Raw genomic sequence first — 24,326 nt, forward strand, 5'->3', positions numbered from 1 at the left:
GGATAAGAAATGCGATCGTTGTTTATCAGGGTATCACTGTAACCTTACGGCCTTCCACCTTGAAATGAATGGCGCTTAGTTCCAATATTTTGAACACTTCAGCAAGTGTGCTGTTCATCGAAATTTCTCCATCGAACTTTTCATTTGGCAAGACACCTTCATACACCACATCCACATCATACCAGCGGGCCAGTTGCCGCATCACCGTTTTGATATCGGCATTACTGAAATTGAAAAGCCCGTTTTTCCAGGCGATCACTTCATCGGTATCCACCTGTCTTAATTGAAAATTGCCTGCACTTCCCTGGCCATGGGAGAAGATAGATTGCATTCCGCGTGTGAGTATTGCCGGTTGCTGTCCGCTATTCCGGCCGCCATTGGAGACTTTTACCTTTCCTTCCACCAGGGTGGTTTTTACTGTGGGCTCATTATCGTAGGCGTTCACATTGAACCCGGTGCCGAGCACTTCAACGGTATTCAACTCACGGCCATGGGCATCCGTAGCTTCTACGATAAAAGGCATTGCCGGATCTTTTGCTACATCAAAATAGGCTTCGCCGGAAAGTTGCACCTTTCTTTCTGATCCCGTAAATGCGATCGGGAATCTCAGTACAGTGGCGGCATTCAACCAGGCACGTGTACCATCGGGCAAAACCACCTGGTATTGTCCGCCATTGGGTGTGCGGATAGTATTGTAAGATGAAGCGGAACCTGTAGTTTTTTTGTGAGCATCTTTATAGGCCAGTTCACCATTGTTAAGTTTGATGATTCTTGTAGCGCCCTGCTGCGCCAGTAAAGTATTGCCGGCAGTATCGAGTATGATGGTGGAGCCATCTGCCAGCGTAAGCGTGGCTTTGTTGCCACCGGGAAGAATCGCATCCGGATTGGTAACCACGATCTCCTGTTCTTTGAGATCAGCGTTTGGTTTGCTGAGTGTAAACCAGGCAGCCGCTCCCAGCAGGAGAAGTACTGATGCTGCGATTTGCCAACTTCGTTTGCGGTAAAATGGAATCGATTTGGGGAAAGATGAAGCATGGATCTCCGTCTGCAATTTGCGCAACATACGGACTTTGATCTCCTCCGGTTCGCCCTGATGGTTCACGGGCCATTCCACCGGATATTGGTTAGTGGAGTTGTACCATTGGTTGAGCTCCGCTTCTTCCATTGCGGATGCAGTATTGCTCAGGTATTTTTCCAATAATTGCTGAAGCCTTTCAGGGGTCATGCGTTAGTTTTGGTTGGCCGCAAGCACGGCGTTAAAATGATGTACCCACCAAAAAGGCATTACCCTGTATGGATGTCAAAATTTTTTCAGAAAAATGTGAACGGCAGTGGCTGCCAACGTAAAGAAACGGTAATTCCCCAACAGGTTTCTGAGTGTTTTAAGCGCCCTGGTGAGATGAGACTCAACGGTTTTGGGGGACAGGTTCAGTGTTGCAGCGATCTCTTTCGTGGAAAGCTGATGATCGCGACTATACACAAAAACGAGGCGGCATTGTTCAGGCAGGCCGGCAACAAGACCATCTACATACTCTTTCAGGAATTTTGCCTGGATGATCTCTTCATCGAAAGCGGCAGTTTGATGTTCCGGAGAATGTAGTTTCAGCAGGTCTTTCCGCCGGTTTTCACGCGTAAGGGATTTGAAAACGGAGAATTTCACGGCGGTGGCGAGCCAGGCGGCCAGGCGATCGATCTCCATTTCATGCCGGCGGTTCCAGAGACTTAGCAACACATCATGCACTATCTCCTCTGCCAGCTCCTTGTTACGGGCATGGTTGTAGCCGATGGCAAGTAGTTTGTCCCAATAACGATGATAAATTTCTTTGAAAGCCTCTTCATCATCATTGCATAACAAAACTACCAGTTGTTCGTCGGAATAGCTACTATACAGAGATGTTCTCATGGATGTTACCACGCGCTCAAGTTAAGGAAAAAAACGATTTAGCAAGGATCTGAAAGGAGACGCAACGGGATTTATCAGGCCCCAGGCAGGCGGTAAGCTACCTTTCATTACTGCGAATGTTGCAAGTAAGATTCATGGAACGAATGATCCGCCATAAATGTGTTGGCGAAATAATCAGGCGGAACCTATTTCTGTTTTTTAACTGCCTGCCTGGCGATAAGTTTCCAGCTATCTTCCTGTCTGAACCAGACCAGGAGAACATAGAGATGGGCTTCACCTGCTTTTTGCTCATCAAAGGTTTGTGCATCTAGTTCATGGCGAACAATGGCGAAGTTATCAGTTTCAGTGATGGTTTGGGCAGTCAGGTCCATAGTGAGGAATTTGTAGGTGCCGTCACTGAGTTTGTTGATGAAATCATTTTTTCCTTCTACATGGCCATCGGAATGTCCATAGCTTAGCTCGTCGGATAATAGTTGGTGGAGAAGAGAGGAATTGGACCCGAGAATTGCATTTCTGAATTGGTTTATGGTGGTGGTGATGTTTTGCATGATTATTCAATTAGGGTGTCAAGTTACAGATTGTCAGTTTCAGTGTTTGCTTTTTATACTGGCTGGCATTTCATATATGGAAGCGGATAATACTGTTATCAATCAGCAGCATTTTCAGTGAATTGCCAATGGCTGTTCTACAATTCGTTTACGCTAAGTTTGCACATCTGCCTTCAAATTGAATAGTATTTTCAAGAAATAGAAATTCACCGCTTTGAAATAAGATCAGAAAGGAAATTCATTACTTACTATTTCTTCGTCTAGTTTGGTTGACACCCTATATAGCCGGGTATCGTTGTATAAATCAGTGTTGCCCGAAATTCATGGACTTTACTTTAATCTGCTCGTGGTCAGCTGGGAGGCTTCAAATGAGATGTGACCGAGCTCAATGCCTTTATCTATAATACTCATGTTTATTTTATTATAGTTTCTTGAACTGATTATAATCGATTGAGGTATCTTCAATTTTCTCCAGCAACTCCGTACGCACTAATTCAAAAGCGGTTGCCTGGTCATATTTTTCTGTGGGTCGTATCAGTGCTGCCAGGTCGCCTATAAATTCATCGTCCTGCATTTTGGCATCCATATTTTGCAGATAAACTTTCTGTGTTGGAGGTTCGTCTACTACAAAATCCATGTAGGCATGATAGCATTGGAGCAGGGCCTCTTTATTCATATCGGGTGCCTGCACCAGTGCCTTGTAGAGATCATATAAATCACGGCCTTTCCTGCGTTGGTATAAAGCCCTGAGTTTTGTTCCCAGTAATTCCTCCAATTGGTAGGTGGTGATGTAGCAAGCACCGGTAAACCATGAGGAATTTACCTGAAAGGGAAATTGCTGATAGCCCAATACGGTGAAGTGTTCCCGGCAATTGGTTTCTACTTTGAGGCGGAGGTTTTGCACCGGAGGAAACTCAGATTCAAAACGGTAGTGCAGCGTAAAATTGTTTTCTTTCTGCTTGCGTGCAGGGTCACCTAAAAAGGTCAGCCTTTCTCGTAAACGGTCCACTACAGGGCCGAAAGGTTCTGCTGTGATTTGCACTAAATCAATATCCTCGGAGTAGCGGGGTTGTGGATTTAAATACAACTTGTGTAAGGCAGTGCCACCCCTGAATGCAAGACTTTTTGCCAGAAACTCATCGGAGAATATTTCTACCAAGGCACGGCAAATCACCAGGTCTTGTTCTACCTGTTCGTTGGTTTGCCAGGGCACCTCATTGGCCCACTCTGTTATGTATGCCTGCGGTATCATTCGTCAAGTTCTATTGTAGTGTTTACGATTACTTTCCATCTTTCGTCTGATGCAAAACCTTTGGCCGGTGCTGAGGCTTTTAATGGTATCCTAAACAAAGGAGCACTGTTGTTTTGCAAGGCCTTGTACAAGGTATTGGCCAGCCGCTGATTGTCAAATATTTTATCCAGCAAATACCCTAATCGCTGTAAGGCAGTTACCGGAACATGCTGCAGCAAATTGGCATCAAATGCATCGGACTTAATACTCTCTGCTAATTCAGCCAAAACAGTAGCCACCCTGTTGATGCCACCTACCCTTTTGGCGTATTGTATCAGATCGGTAGCTGTTAGTGCAGGGTTTGAAATTTTCAAGTACCCGGCCTCGGTTTTTCGGGTGTCTAATAGTGTTGCCGGTATTTCTTTTTTGCTGATGTAGTTCAGTTTCAGCCCTTTTTTCTGCATAGGCCGCAGCACAGGAAAACCTGTGACCACAAAGAACTCCTGTGGCTGCTGGTGCGATGCTCCATGATAGGCTGCTGCGTTTAACAAAGCCAGGTAATAAGGCCGGTCCAATTCCTTCATAAACGCATCTAAAAACAAGGTGGGGGGAAGGATTCCCTTTGACCTGTATTGGGGCGGTATGATGAGATAATAACCTTTGTGAATGGAAATAATCTGTTCTTTATCTACCAGCCTCTTGAGTGCTGATTTATTTGCAGCTTCAGATTGCCCAGGAAAAGTAGAACGCAGCTCTTGCAGGGCAAAAGCATATTTACCCTGTGCCAAAAGATCATTTGTCCAGTCTTCTATACTTCCGTTGCGCTTTGTCTCATCCAAAAGAGTAATTTTTTGCGAAAAGTAGTGAAAATTGACCCTTTTTGCAAAAAAAAACTTTTCCAATAAGAAACGTCAATGAAACCTGGAAAGAGAATGCCGGGCAACAAATTCTCCTTTCGGGCAACAACAAAGCCGAAAAAGAGCAAATAACAGAAGGAAAAAAGTCGGAGAATTCACTAAAACCACTTTTCAAAAATAAAGAGAAAACAAAGCCAAAGGGATTTCACTTTCACCCATTTATCGAATATTTACTTTCAACTTCTTTGGGTCTTGTAGTGTATCAAAAGAATATTTATCATTTCGAATTGCACTTCTTGAAATCGAATATTCATGCTCTTTGTCAAAAACTGTCAAATCATTAATTTGAAACCTCTCTGAATAATCTTTAAAAATTTCGTCGGCCAATAGTACTAATTTATCCTTGTCCTCAAAAATTCCCTTATTGTCCAGAAATAATGTACCATAACAAAAGTTTTTTTGAATTATGATAGATAAAATGCTATTCGACAAATCCACACCACTTACCTTGTTTTCATATTTTTTAATCTCGACACCAAATCCACGCGAAACAATTTCTCCGTTTAATCCATAAGCAAACCAGTCGCCGATAGGCTTACCGTTTTTATAATTGTGAGTAGAGGCAATTCTTCCGTCCTCTAATTTTTCAACTACTTTGCCATTGACCAATTTATTTGTTCCCTTGATAAATCTCAAACCATGTTCACGCTCTTCGATGTTACTCATGTCAATGCTACTACATCCTACAATAAAAAATAAAAGTATAGAGATGGAGGATACTTTGGAAAAAGCATTTATGCTTAAGTAGTCTTGCATATGTAAGGATTCACAATTCTTGTTTAGGCAATTTTTCAATATCAGGGAAAAACTCATCTGGGATTTTTTCGTAGTTAATTCTTGTTGCAATTCCTTTGGAAATATATTGATCAGTCTCCAATATATACATTAAGTAGAGTGATTTCATTCTGGAGTAAATCAAATCATAATAACCTCCTTTCGTTTTACTGAACCAATCAGGGTTAATCTTGATATCCGGGCTATATATAAAGGTTAATGTCATTTTAACTGTTCTCAATGTTAATCTGTTACAAGCTTTTCCTAAGATGGTGTCTGTATTCTCTTGGCTTGTTATTGAAAGAACAGAATCCTGTTCCGGAGTTCGTTTTTCATAGGAATAATATAACAAAGTATCAACTCCACGTATTTTATACAATTGCAAATTACGGACATGATTGAAACATTGGTATTCGATCATGCCTGTATCAAGCTTGTCAACCCAATTGCCATTTTTAAAATAGAAAACTGATTGTTTCGCAGGATAAGAAACAATACTTTTAAGATCAAAAGAAGGGTCTTTCTTTTCAATTTCGAAGCGGAACCCTATCTCTCCTTCAAAATAATCTTGACCAAAAATAATGTTAGAAACAAGCAACAGAAAGCTTATTAAAAAATATCTCATAGTGATAATCGATCTAATTATGAATTTTCGGTATCAAACAATCTTACAACCATATCGTTTGTTGATCCCCGCTTACTTGCAAAGTACTGATCCTACTACTCATATTCCTGATAGTTTATACTTCCCCCCCCATCAAACTGTATCAGACCGCATCATACCGTATCATACCGTATCATTTTTTCAGGGTAGTGACCATAAACTTCCTGCAAATTTCAAGTAGTAACCAACTTAACAACTACCATCAGGCTAATAAAGGCAGAGATCGGCAAAGAAAGGCAAATTGAATCCTTTCATTATCAGTATAGATCGCCTAAAATCCGCATCACCAGTACATGCGTCTACTTCCCGATACAAAACTTACTAAATATATAATCCAACCGATCCTCATTAGATATCTCTCCCGTTATTTCCCCCAAATAATGCAGACATCTCCTTATATCCAACGCCAGCAGATCACCTGGTATCTTATCGTCCAATCCTCTGTGAATATCAGACAATGAACTGGCAACCTGTTGCAACGCATGCTGATGTCTTGCATTGGTAACCACCGTTCCTTCTGTTTGCACAGCCCCATGCAAGACCATCTCCACCAATTGATTTTTCAACTCATCTACGTTCCAACCTGACTTCGCAGAAATGAAAATCTTTGGATCGATGGATACGTAAGTTGACAACAAAGTATTTTCTGAAGATTTATCCGCTTTATTACCCACCAGCAAGAATTCAATTGATTGCTTTTTGAAATCATTAACCAGTGTAGCCAATTCATCCGCACTCATTTCATTGGCATCGAACAAATACACTACTACATCGGCCTGCCGCATTTTCTCCAGGCTCTTTTCCACGCCGATACTTTCAATCACATCACTGGTATGTTCCCTTATCCCGGCAGTGTCTATCAAGCGGAACAGGATCCCATTGATATTGAGCGTTTCTTCAATCGTATCGCGGGTTGTTCCTGCGATATCGCTGACGATTGCTCGGTTCTCATTCAGCAATGTGTTCAGCAAAGTTGATTTACCTGCATTGGGTTTCCCGATGATCGCTACTTGTACGCCGTTCTTGATCACATTGCCAAGCTGGAATGATTGCAGCAAATGCTGAACAGTTCTTTCCGCTTCGTTGATCAGGTTGTAGAACTGCGTTCTGTCGGCAAATTCTACATCTTCCTGCGAGAAATCAAGTTCCAGTTCTATCAATGCAGAAAAGGTAAGCATGCGTTCGCGCAAGCCCTGCAACACGGCAGAGAAACCACCTCGTATATTGTGTAAGGCCGCTTTGCGGGATGCTTCTGTATTGGAAGCGATAAGATCAGCAACTGCTTCGGCCTGCACCAAATCCAGTTTGCCATGTAAGAAAGCACGTTGTGTGAATTCACCGGGCTTTGCCAGTCGGGCACCCCGGCTAACACATGCATTGATCACCTGTTCCTGGATAAACGGAGAACCATGACAGGAGATCTCCACCACATCTTCGCCAGTATATGATTTCGGACCTTTAAACAATGCCACCACCACTTCATCTAACGCGGTTTCAGCGTCTTTAATAAAGCCCACATGTAAAGTATGACTGGGTTGCTGCTGCAGGTTTTTAGAAGGGAATAGTTCATTTACAATCGAAAAGGCGGCGGGCCCGCTCAGGCGGATCACCCCGATAGCCCCAACTCCGGATGGTGTAGCCAATGCAACAATCGTATCGTCCCAACCTGAAAGCTTTCCCAGCATATGTATCAATTTCGTCAAAAGTAAGACGGAACCAACAATAAAAATCCTCCCGGCCTTATGGCGGGGAGGAAGGGATAAAGATTCGGAGTCTACTATGATACCCGGAACGGATCATTCATTAGCCAGCAAGAAGCCAATAGGCTGTTTTTTATAGGATTTTACATGGCGTTTATTCTGTACTGCGGGGATCCATTTGCCGCTTTTCTGTATCACCCTGATAGCAGCATCACGCAGTTCTTCAGGCCCGCTGAGCGCTTCCACATTGCTTACATTGCCTTCTGCGTCCACAATGAACTGGATGATCACTGTTCCCTGGATCCCATTGTCTATGGCGTCCTGCGGATAATTGCGCTGGAGCTGCTTGATAAGAAACCTTCTCCAGGCTTCGGGCCCTCCGGGATAAGAAGATTCGATCTCTACTTTCATGAAAGGCGCATCTGATTCTTTTTTCACTACTTCTTCTATCACTCCTGTTGATACGCCTTCACCTTTCATTGAAGGTGGGGCCTCTATACCATCATCCGGATTACCATCAATGTTTTGAGTACCGATCTTCACATCCTCCAGCTCCGCATTTTCCGGTGGCTTTTCTTCCGGCCTCACTTCATTGCTGATCACCGGAGCAGTGTAAATCCTGGTGGCCACCTGTTTGGGAGGCTCTGGTGGTTTGGGAGGAGGTGGGGGTTTCACTTCTTCTTTCTCCGTATTCACCTTTTCTAGCTCGATATCCTCCACGTTCATGAGAATGGCCTGCTGCTCCTTTTTGTTATTTGCCAGCAACATGGTGCCAATCAGGAACAGGATGATAGTGAACATACCGGCAAGGCTCAATAACATACGGCGCTTATAAGTCTTGCGTAACTCATAGGCACCGTATGATTTATTCTTGCCATCGAAGATGATGTCTAAGACATCTGCAGTCAGAATGTTTGAAATTTCCATGGCTATACGTTTTGATATAAGACGCGTCACCACTGCATTTCCATACAATTTCAAACAATTTTCGGGTATGCATTTACGTAATAAAAAAAATCCTTTCGTTGTGCACGAAAGGATTTCGAATATGCTTTACTGTCAGATCAATAACCATCTGTTTCGAGACGGAAGACGATAGGTTGCTTCTTGTAGGATTTCACCTTACGGCCGTTCTGTACAGCAGGTTCCCACTTACCGCTCTTCTTGATTACGCGGATAGCTTCTGACCTGAGTTCTTCCGGACCGCTGATGGCTTCCACTTCGGATACCATACCTTCTTTGTCTACGATGAACTGGATTACCACAGTACCCTGAACCTCATTGTCGATTGCTTCCTGAGGATAGCGAAGGGTTTTGTTCAGGTAACGCATCCAGGCAGGGGCGCCACCGGGATATTCTGATTCGATCTCCACTTTGGTGAAGGTCTTATCCCAGTCTTCTTCTACTTTCTTTGGCGCTTCTACCACACCCTTACCGGCATCTTCTACCGGAGGGGCTACGATACCTTCATCTTTCACACCTTCCTGGTTCACTGTACCGATCTTGGTTTCTTCCAGTTTTTCAACTTCTGGTGGCTTCTCCTCTTCCTTTACTTCCTCGTCTTTCACGATTTTAGGAGGAGTGAATTTAGCCATTTCCACTTTGGGGGGATCTGGTGGTTTTGGGGGAGGCGGAGGCGGCGGTTCTTCCCGCTTTTCCTCTTGCTTGATCTCCTCCAACTGCACGTCCTGCACCACCATTTCCTTGGTTTCCTCTCCCTTGTTCAGGGAGTTGGCGAGGATGTAACCCGCGAACAACAGGATACAAACTGACGCCGTGGTAATAAGCGCGATGCTGAGACGCTTATTATAGGTTTTGCGCAGTTGATAAGCTCCATAGTCCTTGTTCCGTCCATCGAAGACGATATCAAGGATATCAGAACTTAATATTTTGTTACTTTCCATACTTGTTCTTTGTTATAAGATGCAATGTCTGAATGATTCCACAGGAAAAATCCTGTTTATTTCTGAGAAGCCGCCATCAAAGCGAGCTCCTGATCAAAGATATCAACCAGTGCATAACGCTTTACTTCGTTGATAGCCATTTCATCGAGCATATCTACAGTATTCTTGTAAGTAGACTCGGGGCCTGGCTTGATCACTACTACGAAATCTTCAGGATTGGTGGTTTTCTTTTTATCGATAATCACCTGACGGATTTCTTTGAACGTAGCACTCTTGAAATTGGAACCATCCGGAAGGAGCTCACCTGAATAATAAAAGACCTGGTTATCCTTTCCAAGCATGATGGAAAGCGCGCCGGATGCTTTTATCTTATTCTGCTCTTCAGGTTTTTCCGTGTCTTTCGGCAGGAAAAGCCTCATAGCAGTAGGTTCACTCATGGTAGTCGTAAAAATGAAGAACGTAATCAGGAGGAAACCCAGGTCCACCATGGGAGTAAGGTCTACTCGCGTAGAGAGCTTCTTCCCTTTCTTGACGCCTGGCCCCTTCTTATGTCCCCCACCCGACGAGGTATCCATTTCTGCCATATCGCAATTTTTTTAAATTAATAATAGATTTAATCATTGTCAGCGGCCTTGCCACCGGTCCTTTGCTGTGTTTTCCAAAGATCAGTTCCTTCAGGAGCTCCTTTGGGATCAGTGATCATAGAGAACTTGAAGATCTCGTTCTTTTTCAATGCCGTCATAATGCCCTTGAATGAGGGGTATTTGGCATCGTTATCACCTTTCACGAAAAGATTCATCTTCTCTCCCTGGAAAGCGCTGTTTACAGCTCTCATCCACACTTCCATCTCATTGTTGGCAGTGTCTGTAACGGGTATTCCGTCAGCCTTAAAGTTTTTCAACTGTTCAGGGGTCAACTGCAGGTAAGACTTCAGTTGAGAGAATGGAACGCCAATATAGGAACCGGTTGCTCTGAACGATTTCTTTTCTGCATCAGTAAGGTTCAGTGATTTCCACTGGCTTACCAGATCCAGGATAGCGTCTTTCTGTTCAGTGTTCTCATCACCGATAGAGAGATAAGCCTTTCCTTCTTTGTCCATCGTTATGATAACCATGTTCTTGGAATCCACAGGCTTGGTAGATACAGACTTGGGAGTTGTAACAGCCAGGGCTTCGGTGGGTTTGAACTTGGTAGTAAGGATGAAGAACGACAGCAAAAGAAAAGCCACATCGCACATCGCGGTCATGTCTACTGAAGTACTCTTCCGTGGGACTTTAACTTTTGGCATGATGTAATAGTTTCTGTTTGTTTTTAGATGCTTGTTCAGCCAATTTCCATATCACGTTTCGAAAATAACCTGAAAAATTTCCATATGATGGGTTCATGCAGGTACGGGATCGGGAAGGTTGGCTCCTCTCCTTATTTATAAAGAGAAGCGAAGCTTTGAGTCAAAGTGAAACCTGATTCATCGATACCGTATGTGATAGCGTCGATCCTGGTAGTAAAGATGTTATAGAAGATGATCGCTAACGCTGAAGTACCGATACCGAGGGCTGTATTGTACAGGGCCTCAGAGATACCGCGTGACAGTTCTGCAGCAGCAGCACCACCACCTTCAGCACCAAGCGCAGCGAAAGATGTGATCATACCAAGTACAGTTCCCAACAGACCGATCAGGGTTGCCACTGATGCGATAGTTGACAGGAACACCAGGTTCTTTTCCAGCATAGGCAGTTCAAGCGCAGTTGCTTCTTCAACTTCTTTCTGGATAGCCAGTACTTTCTGCTCAGTGTCCAGCTCAGTGTTGCTGATCATTTCTTTGTACTTGCGGAGGCCAGCTTTCATTACATTACCTACGCTTCCTTTTTGTTTGTCGCACTCAGAAATAGCCTGATCAACATTCTTGTTAGCCAGATGATATTGAACTTTGCGGATGAACTCAGCAATGTTACCAGCACCGGTAGCTTTGCTGATAGTCAGCGCGCGCTCGATTACGAAAGTTACTACGATGAGGAAAGTTGCAATAAGGAAAGGCACGATAATACCACCCTCGTACATTTTTACCAAGCCACCCTTTGGTCCCTGGTGATGAGGCCAGAAGCCGCCACTGAGATCCGGATTTGTAAAGTTTGATGGGTTACCCAGAATGAACCTCCAGATCACATAACCACCCAGGATACACAGAAATGGAGCCAGCCAGGAAATTGCATTGCTCTTCTTTTTGGGTTGAACCGATGTACTACTCTTCACGGGAGTGGCAGTTGGTTTTGTCTCAGCCATGATTGTTTGTTTTTTTTAGTGTTTGAAAAAAATTAAGTCTATCTGTAGTTAAAATTCGGCCCACAATTCTAACGAAAACTAAAATTTTTCCAATAAATAAATTGGAAAAATTTTTTCAGCAAAGGCTCACAAGATAAGGAATTTGTTGTATGTGGTGCTAAAAATAAGGCAATTGGTTGAATAAAACCATGTGCTTCCTTATCTTAATTTAAAAACAATTTAATTGATCACAGGATTTCGACCACTTGTGTAATCTACGGCCATAATGTGAATTTGTTTTTAATAACTTCAGCAACCTAAACACATCTTAACATGAGAAGAAACCGCTGCTTGCAAAAAGCGCTGATCCTGTTGGCGGCAGGCTGCATCACGCTCACAGCCACTGCCCAGGATAAAAAGTCCGCACCTCCCCCCGGAACTGTGCCCCCAACAGTGCCGCAGGCTCCACCCAAAACCGGCCCCAAACCTTACAAAGAAGTTATCACAGACAAAGCCATTACCCGTAAAGGTCTTTTCAACGTTCATAAAGTGGACGATAAATGGCTGATCGAAATCGGAGACTCTATCCTCAACAGGGATATCCTGGTAGTCAACAGGATCTCCAAAGCCCCGATCGGAACGCGCGCCGGGTTCACCGGTTTCGCAGGCGATGCGATCAACGAGAATGTTATCCGTTTTGAAAAAGGTCCCAACAACAAGATCTTCATCCGGAACATCTCCTACTCGGTATACGCAAAAGACAGCACCAAACCGATGTACAAATCAGTAGAGGTGAACAATATTCAGCCCATCGCAGCTGCTTTCGATGTGAAAGCCTATGCGCCGGGAAATAATGGCTCCGTGATCGATCTCACAGACTTCATCGCAGGCGATAATGATCTCTTCTTCTTCGCGCCCTCCATCAAATCCGCCCTCCGACTCGGCGGCGTTCAGTCAGACAAATCGTATACGCTGGACATCAGAACCTACCCCATCAATACGGAAATCAAAACCGTAAAAACGTATTCAAAATCTCCCGCGCCTTCCCCCATCCCGGGCATGCAGCCCGCAGGCCCCGGAGGTAATGCCACTTTCGAACTGAACACCTCACTCGTCATTCTTCCAAAAGTGCCCATGAAGCCTCGTTACTACGACGACAGGGTTGCATATTTCACTACTGAATATACAGACTTTGATGCTGATCCGCAAGGAGTGAAAGACATCAGCGTAGTAACACGCTGGAGACTGGAACCCAAACCGGAAGATGTTGAAAAGATGAAACGCGGCGAACTGGTTGAGCCCATCAAACCCATCATATTTTATATCGATCCCACCACTCCCTCCAAATGGGTCCCCTATCTTATCCAGGGCGTGAACGACTGGCAGAAAGCTTTTGAAAAAGCAGGCTTCAAAAACGCCATCATGGCCAAAGTAGCGCCCTCAAAAGACCAGGACAGCTCCTGGAGCCTCGAAGATGCCCGCTACTCGGCCATCGTATACAAACCGTCCACCATCCCCAACGCGATGGGCCCCCACGTGCATGACCCGCGCAGCGGCGAGATCATAGAATCGCATATCAACTGGTACCATAATGTAATGCGCCTTCTCCGCAACTGGTACCTCATCCAGGCATCACCCAGCGACCCAAAAGCACGCAAAGCCAATTTCGACGACGAAACAATGGGACAACTCATCCGCTTCGTATCTTCTCACGAGGTAGGACATACGCTCGGCCTGCCCCACAATATGGGTTCCTCAGCAGCAACGCCGGTTGAGAAACTGCGCAACAAAGCCTGGGTTGAAGCCAATGGCCATACTTCTTCCATCATGGACTACGCACGTTTCAACTATGTTGCGCAACCAGAAGACAATATCGGGCCCGCAGGAATCTATCCGCGTATCGGTGAATATGACAACTGGTCAATCGAATGGGGCTACAAACCTATCTTCGATAAAACAGAAGATGAAGAAAAAGCCATCCTCAACAACTGGGTGAAAGCCCGCTACAGCAATCCGGCACTTCGCTTCATCCACCAGGATGGTATGGACCCACGCGCTCAAACCGAGTGCCTTGGCGACAATAACATGAAAGCCAACGAATATGGCATCAGGAACCTGAAATGGATAATACCTAAATTACAGGGATGGTTAAACGAACAAGGAGAAGACTATACCACACTTAAAGAAGTGTATGATGAGATCGTGAGTACTTTCCAGCGTTATATCGGTCATTCCGTAACCTATATCGGTGGCGTATATACGGATTCCAAAACCACTGATCAACCAGGCAATGTTTACACCGTTGTACCCAAAGCACTGCAGAAAGAAGCCATGGCATTCATCAGCAAACAGGTTCTCGAAACACCCACCTGGCTCCTGGAAAAAAGTATCCTCGACAAAACCACCTCACCCACATCTGATCGCATCAGCTCATTGCAGGACAATGTCCTCGGCGGACTGATCCAGAACGGCCGTCTCCAGAGACTGATCTCCGCGGCTAACCGGGAAAACGGCACCTACAAACCGGAAGAATTTATGGACGATGTGAAGAAAGCTGTCTTCACTGAACTGACCACCCGGAAGCCCATCGACAACTATCGCCGTAACCTCCAGAAAGCCTATGTAGAAAGAGTGGGCGCACTGCTTACTCCCGCCCCCGCACCATCAGGCGGCAGCGGATTCCTGATCATGATGGGAGGAGGAAGTAATTCCAAAAACTCTGATATCCCTTCACTCCTGAAAGGAACTCTCAGATCACTGAAAGCAGAGATCACTGCAGCCATCCCTGCGTACTCTGATAGAATGACGCGCTATCACCTGCAGGACCTTAATGATCGAATCGAAAAAATCCTCAAAACGGATAAGTGAGTTGTGGGCCGCCTCTTGTTGGGGCGGCTTTTTTATTTTCATTTCCGGGGGAGCAAAGGGGTATGCGAATCCGGTTGTGAAACGTACCAGCGCAGTTTGTTGTTGGATGAGCTATGGGTTGGTGGGATTGGGCTGTAGTACAGAGCCGGACTTCTTCGCTTACGTTTCGAAGACCGGATTCACATACCCGCTTTGCTCCTCTGGCTCCCCGAAAATGCAACATAAAAAGCCACTTACACAAGAGACGGTGTGAGTAGAGAGATGGGGGTAAAACTTCGAATAGTCCGCACTGATAGCAACTTACTAACGGCGATGCCAATATGTATTTACTTTGATTAACAGGGGCGCAATGTGTGGATGTAATTTGCTTTGCTATTTATGCGCGTATAGGTAGCTTTAATTTGGGGGGATGTATGCGCGAATGAAATGGATTGAATTAATTCGTTTTGTTGTGGATGCCAGATCTGTATGACTATCTAAATTCAGTAGCAACTCTTACCGTTGAATTTCATTGAGAAAACCATCACCCAAGCAACGCAGTTCCCATTACTCCCGCTGACGCACTCTTTTACCATCCCACCCCATCCATCCTGCGAAAAAGTGATGAAGCGGACACCCAATGAAACTATGCGGTACGAACAGCAATGATGCACCCCAACAGGCTGGCCGTTTTGGGGCTATATGTTGCAAGGGCCTTTGAAACATAAGCGAAAAAGTTCAACAGCATTACCACAGCCCAATCCAACCAAACCACAGCTCAAAAAATATTCTCCCGCGCTGGTTTGTTTCAACAGCCCGCGCAGCATATAGCCCCAAAACGGCCCCAAGAAAGAAAGAATTTATTCGTACCGCAACGCCTCAATCGGGTTCAGCCTCGAAGCTTTTTGCGCAGGATATAACCCCGCCAGCAGCCCAACCAGTGTGCAGATAATGATACCGGTGATGGTCCAGAACCAGGGGATCACAAAGCCGGTATTCAGGTACATGGAGAAGAGATTACCTACCATCACGCCGAGGATGATGCCGAAGAAGGCCCCGAACAGGCTGATGATGGTGGATTCAAAAAGGAATTGCCATTTGATATTGGCTTCCTTGCCGCCGATTGCTTTTGCCAGCCCGATCTCTTTGGTGCGCTCGGTTACGGCAACTAGCATGATGTTGGTGAGGCCAATGGCGGCTCCCAGCAAAGTGATGAAGCCAATGATGAGCGCGGCGCCGGTGAGACTGCTGAGCAGCCCTATCAGCATTTCAGCGAAGCTGTCGCTTTTATCGATGGCAAAATTATCGTCTTCAGTAGTGGTGAGTTTACGGATGGGACGGAAAGTGGCGGTGGCCTGGCCCGTGGCTGCATCCATCAGTTTGATGTCGGCCACTTTTACCTGGATGTTGAAACTCGCATTGGGATTGGAATTGAAGAAACGACGGACATTGTTGTAGGAAGTGATGACAGCATTGTCCCAGCTCATGCCCAGGGTACTACCCTTAGGATTGAGGGTGCCTACCACACGGAAAGGAATATTGTTTATTTTAATGACCTGGTCAAGGGGACGCTCAAGGTCATCTCCAAAGAATTTCCTGGCAACATCGGTACCGATGAGACAGACATTGCGCGCAGTCTGGATATCGAGGGTATTGAGATTGCGGCCATAGGCAATGCTGAACCCGTTTTGGTCTACCCAGTTCTCATCCCCGCCGTATATGCGTGTGGTGGGATTCGATTTCTTTCCGCCATGCGATATCACAGCATTGTTGGAGCCGAACATGGTGAGGCTGACCTGCGCAGGAAAATTGAAATTCGCTTTGAAGGCTTCCGCCTGCTGACGGGTAATGGGCTTGCCGATATTCGATTTCTTTTCTTTCTTTTCACCCTTCTTCTCCTTTTTCAACTCCTGTCCACCGAAACGGAAACGAGGCTCTTTATACCGCACCGTAAAGCCTGTGGCGCCCATGGAAGAGAAGCTCTCCACAAATTTCTGCTCCATGGCGGCAATAGCAGTTCTGATACCTACCAGGGCCATGATGCCAAAGGCAATTATAGCCACGGTAAGACCTGTGCGCAATTTGTTGCCGCGAACCGTACGGTATGCCAGTGAAAAAGTATCCCGGAATTTCATATCAGAATATGTCTTACTAATGTAAGAAATATTACGGGATCCCTGCAGAAACTACCGGAGTTTGGTACCAGCGGTAAGCCGGCTACAGCAAAATGCCCATGAATTAGAAAATGAAATCATACAACATTTGGATCACCCACTGCGGGAAAATGCCGATGAACACCACGAAGGCAGCCATCAGGATCAGCAGTCCCTTGTGGAAACCGGAAGTTTCCATTTCCCGGGGTTCTCCATCCTTGAAGTACATGGCCTGGATCACGCGGAAATAGTAGTACACGCTGATAGCAGCGCAAAGGATACCAACTATCACCAGCCACATCACATGACCATTCTGAATGGCTGCAGACAGCATATAGAACTTACCCATGAAGCCTGCAGTGGCGGGAATACCGGCCAGGGAAAGCAGGAAGATGGTAGTTACAGCTGCCAGAACAGGCTGGTGTTTGGCCAGTCCGTTGAAGCCTTCGAATGTGTAATCCTTCATGCGCACCAAAATGGCGAAAATGCCGATGGTAGGTACGCTGTATGCTAAAGTGTAGTAAAGCAGACCTTCTTTTCCGATGCCGTTCATGGCCACAAGGGCAAAGAGCATGAAGCCCGCCTGCGCGATACTGGAATAAGCCAGCATCCTTTTCACGCTCTGCTGGAATACAGCAGTGAGGTTACCGATGATGAGCGTGGCGGCAGTGATGATGGCGATCAATGTTTGCCATTGAGGATGCATTGTTTCGAATGCACCTTCGAACAACCTGATGAAAGCGATGAACAGACCGGCTTTCACAATAGTTGCCATGAAAGAAGTGAATACGGTAGGCGCTCCGTCGTACACATCCGGCGTCCAGAAGTGGAAGGGAGCGGCAGATACCTTGAATGCCATGGAGAACATCAGCAGCAGCAATCCCGCACCGATCATGGGTGTGAGTGCAGTAGTGCCCAGCGCTATCTGTTCGATATTGAAAGTTCCTTTTGCACCGTAGATCAGACAGATACCCATCAGCATAATACCGGTGGAGAAAGAACCCATGAGGAAATATTTCAAACTGGCTTCGTTGCTCTTCAGGTTTCGTTTGTCCGTTCCGGTGAGAATGTACAAAGGAATGGAAATGATCTCGATTCCGAGGAAGAGCATCAGCAGCGAGCTGAAGCTGGAAGAGATGCAGATACCAGCGAGAACAAAGAAGATCAGTGCATAGTACTCGGCAACATGCAGTCCCACTTTTTCCATATCGCGGCCATTGAGGAGGAAGTACACGGCGGTACATCCAATGGCAAAAGTGTTGAACAACAATCCGAAATTGTCGAAGGCCAGCATGCCGGTGGTATTCACATCAAACAGCCTGGTGCCGTAAAGCTCCAGCAGGTTCACAGCAAACAGCAACAAGATGCCGAAAACAGACAAATTGCGGGCCGTTGCGTTGCTCTTGCTGAACGCACCACTAAACATCATTACCACTCCCCAGATAGCCGATATTACAATTGCATTCATAACTAAAAACTATGCTTTCGCTTAAATTGGATGTTTAATTATCATTTTGGACATGATGGCATCAACAGTGCCCTGCGTCAGCTCCAGGAACGGTTTGGGATATACGCCGATGATCAGGATCGCCACTACCAGGATACCAAGCACCAGCTTTTCATTTGGACGGATATCCCTTGCATTGGCAGTAAGCTGATTGGTGTTGCCATAAAACACCCTTTGTATCATATTGAGTGTATACACAGCTGAAAGGATGATGCTCAACGCAGCAACCGCCGTGAATACCGGACCCATTTTGGAAACGGAAGAAGTGAATACACCGGTGAACAGGAGGAACTCACCGATGAACGCATTGGTGAGCGGCAGCGCGACATTTGCCAGTGCCACCACTACCAGCAGGATCGCCAGTGCGGGCGCTTTCTGCGCCAGTCCACCCAGTTCAGAGATCTTGCGTGTTTTGAACTGACGCTCTATCAGCTCCACTACGATCCACAATCCGATCACGTTGATACCGTGGTTGAACATCTGGATCATCACGCCCTGCATTCCTTTTTCTGAGGTAACGAAAATGGCCAGGCACATCAGTCCAACGTGCGCGATGGATGAATAAGCGATCAGTCGTTTCAGATCATCCTGCTGCATAGCGAGGATGCTGGCGTAGATCATACCGATCACGCAGAGCAGACCAACTGTATCGCCTTGTTGCCAGGTGGCCATCGGCAGTACAGGAGCCAGCCAGCGGATCACACCGAGAAGGCCCATCTTCACCATCACACCACTCAGCACCATGGTTGTGGCAGTGGGTGATTGTTCGTAGGTATCGGGCTGCCAGGTATGGAGGGGGAAGATCGGCATCTTCACAGCAAATGCAATGAAGAAGAGCCAGAAGAGCCAGTCCTGTTCTTTGGGAGAGAGGGCTGCTTTATAGAAATCTTCCAGAGCAAAGCTTTGTCCGGGCGTATGGAAGTATACATAGATAATTCCGATCAGCATGAACAGTGAGCCCACGAAAGTATAGATGAAGAACTTCATGGTTACCGCGATCCTTCTTTCTCCACCCCATTGTGAACAGAGGAAGTAAGCAGGGATCAGCGCCAGCTCCCAGAAGAAGTAGAACAGTAACGCATCGTATGCGAGGAACACACCCATCAGACCGGCTTGCGACAGCAGCATGAGGGCATGGAAATTTTTCGCATTCTTATAAGTTGCATTCCAGGTGGCGCCAAAGATCATCGGGAAGGCCACTGCCGTGAGCAGGCAGAGGATCTGACCCATTCCATCGAGTGTTACTGCAAAGCTGCTGCCGAGCAGCGGCAGCCATTCCAGGTTGGCAGACAAAGCAGACTGATCTTTCACTACTGTGATCCCCAGTACAGAGATAACGAGTGTGATCAGGGAAGAGAAGAGAGACCATGTCTTCGCTCCCTTTTCCTGTTTGATAAGGAAAGTAGCCAATCCACTCAGTAACGGAATTACGATCAGTAAAACAGGTATCATTTAATTACAATTATTTCTTCAGGAAAAACTGGATCACAAAGAATACCAGTATGCTTAACACCATTAATAAAACGTAGCTGCCCACCTGTCCACTCTGCACCAGACGCACCTGCCGGCTGAGGTATTGTACGGAACGGCCTACTCCATTCACGATGGCATCGATCAATCCGCGTTCCACCCACTTGTTCATGAACTTGCCGAGCCAGTTGAGCGGGCGAACGAATACACCATTGTAAGCCTCATCAACATACCACTTGTTCGCAAGCACCTGGCCGAAACCGGTAGGTTCACTGAGATCAGGTTTTCTGCTGAATTTATAAATAGCATAGATGACAGCGATAGCTGCGAGACCAACAGATGCAGCCATCAAACCATATTCAGTTGAATGATCCAGGTGATGAGCATGTGCATGTTTAGTGCTTTCAGCAAAGATGGGACTGAGGAAATGCTCCAGCGAATGCGCATTCGGCATCAACACTTCGGGGATCCCTACAAAACCTGCTACTGCTGCAAGGATAGCCAGCACAATCAACGGAAGTGTCATAGAGAACGGGCTCTCATGCAGATGAAGTTTTTGTTCTTCTGTTCCGCGGAATGAACCGAGGAAAGTAGTAGCATATAAACGGAACATATAGAAGGCCGTCATTACAGCACCGATTACACCAAGGCCCCAGAAGATCGGATTGTTGGCGAATGCTGCAGCGAGGATCTCATCTTTTGAAAAGAAACCAGAGAATGGAGGGATACCGGCGATGGCAATACAGCCTACCAGGAAAGTAATATGCGTGATGGGCAATTTCTTTTTCAATCCCCCCATATTGCGGATATCCTGCTCATGGTGCATGGCGTGGATCACGGAGCCGGCGCCAAGGAACAACAGGGCTTTGAAGAAAGCGTGTGTCATTACGTGGAATACCGCGCCTGTATAAGCGCCAACGCCCAGTGCGAGGAACATATAACCCAGCTGGCTAACCGTAGAGTAAGCCAGTACTTTTTTGATATCGTTTTGTTTGAGCGCGATGGATGCAGCAAGCAAGGCTGTAGCCAGACCGATCACTGCCACCACAGTTTGAGTAACAGGAGCAAGCGTGTACAGGATATTGCTGCGCGCGATCATGTAGATACCAGCAGTTACCATCGTTGCCGCGTGGATCAGTGCAGACACGGGTGTGGGACCGGCCATCGCATCGGGCAACCAGGTGTAAAGAGGTATCTGTGCACTCTTACCGGTAGCACCCAGGAAGAGCAACAGGGTAATGCCGGTGATATCGAAATTGGTGATGGTGCCTTTCGCATACAGATCAGCGATCACATCCAGCACACCTTTATGATCAGTAGTAGTATAGTTGATGGTGCCGAGTTTCAGGATCATCCACATGATGGCGAGCAGGAAACCAAAGTCACCGATACGGTTCATGATGAAGGCTTTCTTTGCAGCATTGCCGTACTCGATATTCTTGAACCAGTAACCGATAAGAAGATAAGAGCAGAGGCCCACACCTTCCCAGCCGATGAACATGATCACATAGTTGGCACCGAGGATCAGCAGCAACATAGAGAACACGAAGAGATTGAGATAAGCGAAGTAACGCGCATAATGCTGTCCTTCCTCTTCATGCATGTAAGCCGTAGAATATAAATGGATGAGGAAGCCCACACCAGTTACTACCAGGAGCCAGAGCGCAGAGAGCTGATCGGCCTGGAAAGCGAATGGGATGGAGAAATCCTTCACCTTAATAAAATCGAAATAATGGATAACACCCGTATTACCGTTCTTCACGTCTATGAAGATCAGGATGCTGATCACAAAGGACGCCAGCACTGTACCACAGCCAACGAGGTTCACCAGTGATTTGGAAAGCTGCTTGCGGAATAGACCGTTGATCAGAAAACCGATCAGCGGAAGTACAGGCACTAACCAGACTAATTGTAAAATGTTCTTCATAAATCGGGCATCAATGTTTCAACCTGTTCAAAAAATTAACATCAACTGAATGCACATTCCGGTACATCATCACAATGATCGCCAGGCCCACACTCACTTCAGCAGCAGCTACCACCATGATGAAGAACACGAAGAGTTGTCCATCTATCCCTGCCATGGGATTGGCGGCTGCGCCTGCGAGGTGGTGCATTTTTGAGAATGCCACCAGCAAAAGGTTCACTGCGTTCAGCATCAGCTCAATGCACATAAAGATGATAATGGCATTGCGGCGTGTAAGCACACCGGCAATACCGATGCAGAATAGCGCGAGTGACAATACGATGTAATATTCGATCTTCATAACTCAATTTGAAAATTCATTAATCGCCCTTCTTACCTATCACTACTGCACCCACCATTGCACTGAGGAAGAGTATGGAGCTGATCTCAAAAGGCACAACAAAATCTGTGAACAATGCTTTTCCGAGGTTCTCGATGAGGCCGATATTCCCTTCATTGATCTGAACCATCTCGCCTTTCACTTCTGCTGATTTCAATGCTGCCACCATTACCAGTAACAAACATCCGCCGGATACAACGCCGGCCAGTTTCAGCCATTTGTTCTTCTTGGGTTCCGATTCCGCATTCAGGTTCATCAGCATGATCACGAAGAGGAAGAGCACCATGATGGCGCCTGCATACACGATCAGGTTAACGATACCGATGAACTGCGCATTCATCAGGATATAGTGCCCGGAAATAGCAAAGAATGTCGAGATCAACCACAATACACTGTAAACAGGATTGCGACTGATAACCACCATAATTGCACTACCGAGTGCCAGCACGCTGAGAAAATAGAATAAAAAAACTGTTACGCTCATTGTAGTGTATGGTTAATTAGTTCTCCTTTTCTTTTTGATTAGCACGGTTGCCCAGCGCTTTCTTGTATTCCTCTGGTTTGGTAACGGGATCGGGTATCAGCAGATCCGGTTTGCCATAGATCAGGCCCTTGCGCTGGTAATTGCTGGGGGCAAAGGTTTCGCTGAGATAGATGGCATCTTTCGGGCATGCTTCCTCGCAGAGACCGCAGAAGATGCAACGCAGCATATTGATCTCGTACTTGGCAGCGTACTTCTCTTCACGATACAGGTTCTCTTCACCCGGCAGGCGCTCGGCAGCTTCCATGGTGATGGCTTCTGCCGGACAGGCAACAGCGCAGAGACCGCAGGCAGTGCAGCGTTCACGGCCTTCTTCATCGCGGTTCAATACATGCAGACCACGAAACACGGGGCTGAACTCACGCTTCTGTTCAGGATAGCTAATGGTGGCTTTCTTCTTGAAGAAATGCTTCAGCGTGATCATCATGCCTTTGAAGATCTCCCATATGTAGATCCTTTCCAGGAAGGTCATGGGCCTTCTGTCCACCTGTTTCGCTCTGCTCGTTAATGATTGCATATAACTAATGTTACTGTGTTCTATTATTTTTTGAAATACAATACCACGGCGGCAGTGATGATCATGTTAGCAAGCGCCAAAGGTATCAATCTTTTCCAGCACAGGTTCATGAGCTGGTCATAACGGAACCTCGGGATAGTCCAGCGGACCCACATGAACAGGAAGATGAAGCCGGCTGTTTTCGCAAACAGGCTCAGTCCCTGTAACAGTACGGTCCAGTTCTGCCCGATGCTCTCTGCCAGTTTTGCATCACTCACAAACGGAATATCATAACCACCGAAGAAGAGGGTAGCCATGATCACGCTGCTGATGAACATATTGATGTATTCTGCAAAGAGATAGAATCCGAGTTTCATGGAAGAGTACTCCTGGTGGTAACCGAAGTTCAGTTCGTTCTCCGCCTCAGGAAGGTCGAATGGTGTACGGTTACATTCGGCGAATGCGCAAACCAGGAAGATGAAGAAGCCCAGCGGTTGCCAGAGTACGTTATATACGCCATCGATCTGCTGGCCAACGATGGTGCTCATTTTGAGAGAACCGGTGAGCAGCAGTAATGCGATCAGGGAGAGGCCCATGGGCAGCTCGTAGCTGATCACCTGCGAAGCTCCGCGCAGTGCAGCGAGGAGAGAGAATTTATTGTTGGATGCCCAGCCTCCGATCATGATACCATACACACCCATGCTCACCACACCGAAGATGTAGAGGATACCGATATTGATATCTGTGATCTGAAGGGGAACAGCTCTTCCGAAGAAATCGAGGGTACCGCCCCAGGGGATCACTGCGGAAGTCATCATGGCAGTGAGCATAGCCAGGCAGGGACCGAGGATGAAGAGCATCCTGTTGGAAGTGTTGGGGATGATCTCTTCTTTCATGAAGAGTTTCATACCATCAGCCAGCGGCTGTAAAAGACCGATGGGACCCGCCCTGTTGGGGCCAACACGGTCCTGGATGAATGCCGCCACTTTACGTTCAGCCCATGTTTCGTACATGGCGATAACGAGTGATACGGATATAATGCCGATGATCAACACCAACTTTTCAATGAGGAAAAACCAATCGAATGCTAACAATGTAATCTGCAT

Annotated in this window: 22 protein-coding genes; 1 reads left to right on the forward strand and 21 read right to left on the reverse strand. The window is 46.3% G+C overall.

Annotated elements, in window-relative coordinates; all coding sequences use genetic code 11:
* Positions 1-25 precede the first annotated feature (25 nt).
* The 13 genes from D9Y29_RS20505 to D9Y29_RS20565 all read right to left on the reverse strand — a co-directional run bounded on the left by D9Y29_RS20505 (position 26) and on the right by D9Y29_RS20565 (position 11,921).
* Positions 26-1,225, reverse strand: coding sequence for a FecR family protein (locus D9Y29_RS20505; RefSeq protein WP_127131770.1), 1,200 nt, complete (start codon positions 1,223-1,225; stop codon positions 26-28).
* 75 nt (positions 1,226-1,300) lie between these two features.
* Positions 1,301-1,903, reverse strand: a complete 603-nt coding sequence (locus D9Y29_RS20510) for an RNA polymerase sigma-70 factor (RefSeq protein WP_127131772.1) — start codon at positions 1,901-1,903, stop codon at positions 1,301-1,303.
* A 185-nt stretch (positions 1,904-2,088) separates the two neighbouring features.
* Positions 2,089-2,451 carry a nuclear transport factor 2 family protein gene (locus D9Y29_RS20515; RefSeq protein ID WP_127131774.1) on the reverse strand — a complete coding sequence of 121 codons (363 nt, stop codon included), beginning with the start codon at positions 2,449-2,451 and terminating at the stop codon, positions 2,089-2,091.
* A gap of 421 nt (positions 2,452-2,872) precedes the next feature.
* Complete coding sequence (locus D9Y29_RS20520) at positions 2,873-3,703, reverse strand: nucleotidyl transferase AbiEii/AbiGii toxin family protein (RefSeq protein WP_127131776.1); 831 nt, start codon at positions 3,701-3,703, stop codon at positions 2,873-2,875.
* A complete protein-coding gene (locus tag D9Y29_RS20525) occupies positions 3,700-4,521 on the reverse strand; it encodes a type IV toxin-antitoxin system AbiEi family antitoxin domain-containing protein (RefSeq protein WP_127131777.1) in 822 nt (273 codons plus the stop codon). The genes D9Y29_RS20520 and D9Y29_RS20525 overlap by 4 nt, the downstream gene beginning before the upstream one ends.
* 237 nt (positions 4,522-4,758) lie before the next feature.
* The gene (locus tag D9Y29_RS20530; RefSeq protein ID WP_127131779.1) at positions 4,759-5,355 is read right to left on the reverse strand and encodes a hypothetical protein; all 597 of its coding nucleotides are present in this window, start codon (positions 5,353-5,355) and stop codon (positions 4,759-4,761) included.
* Between the two features lie 10 nt (positions 5,356-5,365).
* Positions 5,366-5,998 carry a hypothetical protein gene (locus D9Y29_RS20535; RefSeq protein ID WP_127131781.1) on the reverse strand — a complete coding sequence of 211 codons (633 nt, stop codon included), beginning with the start codon at positions 5,996-5,998 and terminating at the stop codon, positions 5,366-5,368.
* Positions 5,999-6,336: 338 nt separating this feature from the next.
* Entirely contained in the window at positions 6,337-7,722 is a 1,386-nt protein-coding gene (gene mnmE / locus D9Y29_RS20540; protein WP_127131783.1) for a tRNA uridine-5-carboxymethylaminomethyl(34) synthesis GTPase MnmE, read from the reverse strand.
* Positions 7,723-7,833: 111 nt separating this feature from the next.
* On the reverse strand, positions 7,834-8,664 hold the full coding sequence (locus tag D9Y29_RS20545) for an energy transducer TonB (protein WP_127131785.1): 831 nt from the start codon (positions 8,662-8,664) through the stop codon (positions 7,834-7,836).
* 137 nt (positions 8,665-8,801) lie between these two features.
* Positions 8,802-9,641: an energy transducer TonB gene (locus D9Y29_RS20550; protein WP_127131788.1), complete on the reverse strand. Its 840-nt coding sequence runs from the start codon at positions 9,639-9,641 to the stop codon at positions 8,802-8,804.
* Between the two features lie 56 nt (positions 9,642-9,697).
* Positions 9,698-10,225 (reverse strand): ExbD/TolR family protein, encoded by a 528-nt coding sequence (locus D9Y29_RS20555; protein ID WP_127131790.1) that lies wholly within the window; start codon positions 10,223-10,225, stop codon positions 9,698-9,700.
* Between the two features lie 29 nt (positions 10,226-10,254).
* A complete protein-coding gene (locus D9Y29_RS20560; RefSeq protein WP_127131792.1) occupies positions 10,255-10,929 on the reverse strand; it encodes an ExbD/TolR family protein in 675 nt (224 codons plus the stop codon).
* Between the two features lie 131 nt (positions 10,930-11,060).
* Positions 11,061-11,921 (reverse strand): MotA/TolQ/ExbB proton channel family protein, encoded by an 861-nt coding sequence (locus D9Y29_RS20565; RefSeq protein WP_127131794.1) that lies wholly within the window; start codon positions 11,919-11,921, stop codon positions 11,061-11,063.
* A 312-nt stretch (positions 11,922-12,233) separates the two neighbouring features.
* On the opposite strand from D9Y29_RS20565, the gene D9Y29_RS20570 reads away from it, so the two are divergent.
* The gene (locus D9Y29_RS20570) at positions 12,234-14,768 is read left to right on the forward strand and encodes a zinc-dependent metalloprotease (protein WP_127131796.1); all 2,535 of its coding nucleotides are present in this window, start codon (positions 12,234-12,236) and stop codon (positions 14,766-14,768) included.
* Positions 14,769-15,607: 839 nt separating this feature from the next.
* Here D9Y29_RS20570 and D9Y29_RS20575 read toward each other — a convergent pair.
* From D9Y29_RS20575 to nuoH, 8 genes are all read right to left on the reverse strand, one after another.
* Entirely contained in the window at positions 15,608-16,882 is a 1,275-nt protein-coding gene (locus tag D9Y29_RS20575; RefSeq protein WP_127131798.1) for an ABC transporter permease, read from the reverse strand.
* Positions 16,883-16,985: 103 nt separating this feature from the next.
* A complete protein-coding gene (locus D9Y29_RS20580) occupies positions 16,986-18,368 on the reverse strand; it encodes an NADH-quinone oxidoreductase subunit N (protein ID WP_127131800.1) in 1,383 nt (460 codons plus the stop codon).
* A 21-nt stretch (positions 18,369-18,389) separates the two neighbouring features.
* Positions 18,390-19,859, reverse strand: coding sequence for a complex I subunit 4 family protein (locus D9Y29_RS20585; RefSeq protein ID WP_127131802.1), 1,470 nt, complete (start codon positions 19,857-19,859; stop codon positions 18,390-18,392).
* A gap of 10 nt (positions 19,860-19,869) precedes the next feature.
* Complete coding sequence (gene nuoL / locus D9Y29_RS20590) at positions 19,870-21,804, reverse strand: NADH-quinone oxidoreductase subunit L (protein ID WP_206513835.1); 1,935 nt, start codon at positions 21,802-21,804, stop codon at positions 19,870-19,872.
* A 10-nt stretch (positions 21,805-21,814) separates the two neighbouring features.
* Positions 21,815-22,144, reverse strand: a complete 330-nt coding sequence (gene nuoK, locus D9Y29_RS20595; RefSeq protein WP_127131804.1) for an NADH-quinone oxidoreductase subunit NuoK — start codon at positions 22,142-22,144, stop codon at positions 21,815-21,817.
* 19 nt (positions 22,145-22,163) lie between these two features.
* The gene (locus tag D9Y29_RS20600; RefSeq protein ID WP_127131806.1) at positions 22,164-22,667 is read right to left on the reverse strand and encodes an NADH-quinone oxidoreductase subunit J family protein; all 504 of its coding nucleotides are present in this window, start codon (positions 22,665-22,667) and stop codon (positions 22,164-22,166) included.
* 16 nt (positions 22,668-22,683) lie between these two features.
* Positions 22,684-23,241: an NADH-quinone oxidoreductase subunit NuoI gene (gene nuoI, locus D9Y29_RS20605; protein ID WP_127131808.1), complete on the reverse strand. Its 558-nt coding sequence runs from the start codon at positions 23,239-23,241 to the stop codon at positions 22,684-22,686.
* Between the two features lie 23 nt (positions 23,242-23,264).
* Positions 23,265-24,326, reverse strand: coding sequence for an NADH-quinone oxidoreductase subunit NuoH (nuoH, locus tag D9Y29_RS20610; RefSeq protein WP_127131810.1), 1,062 nt, complete (start codon positions 24,324-24,326; stop codon positions 23,265-23,267).

The organism is Pseudoflavitalea rhizosphaerae (genome assembly GCF_003991355.1).
Lineage (GTDB): Bacteria > Bacteroidota > Bacteroidia > Chitinophagales > Chitinophagaceae > Pseudobacter > Pseudobacter rhizosphaerae.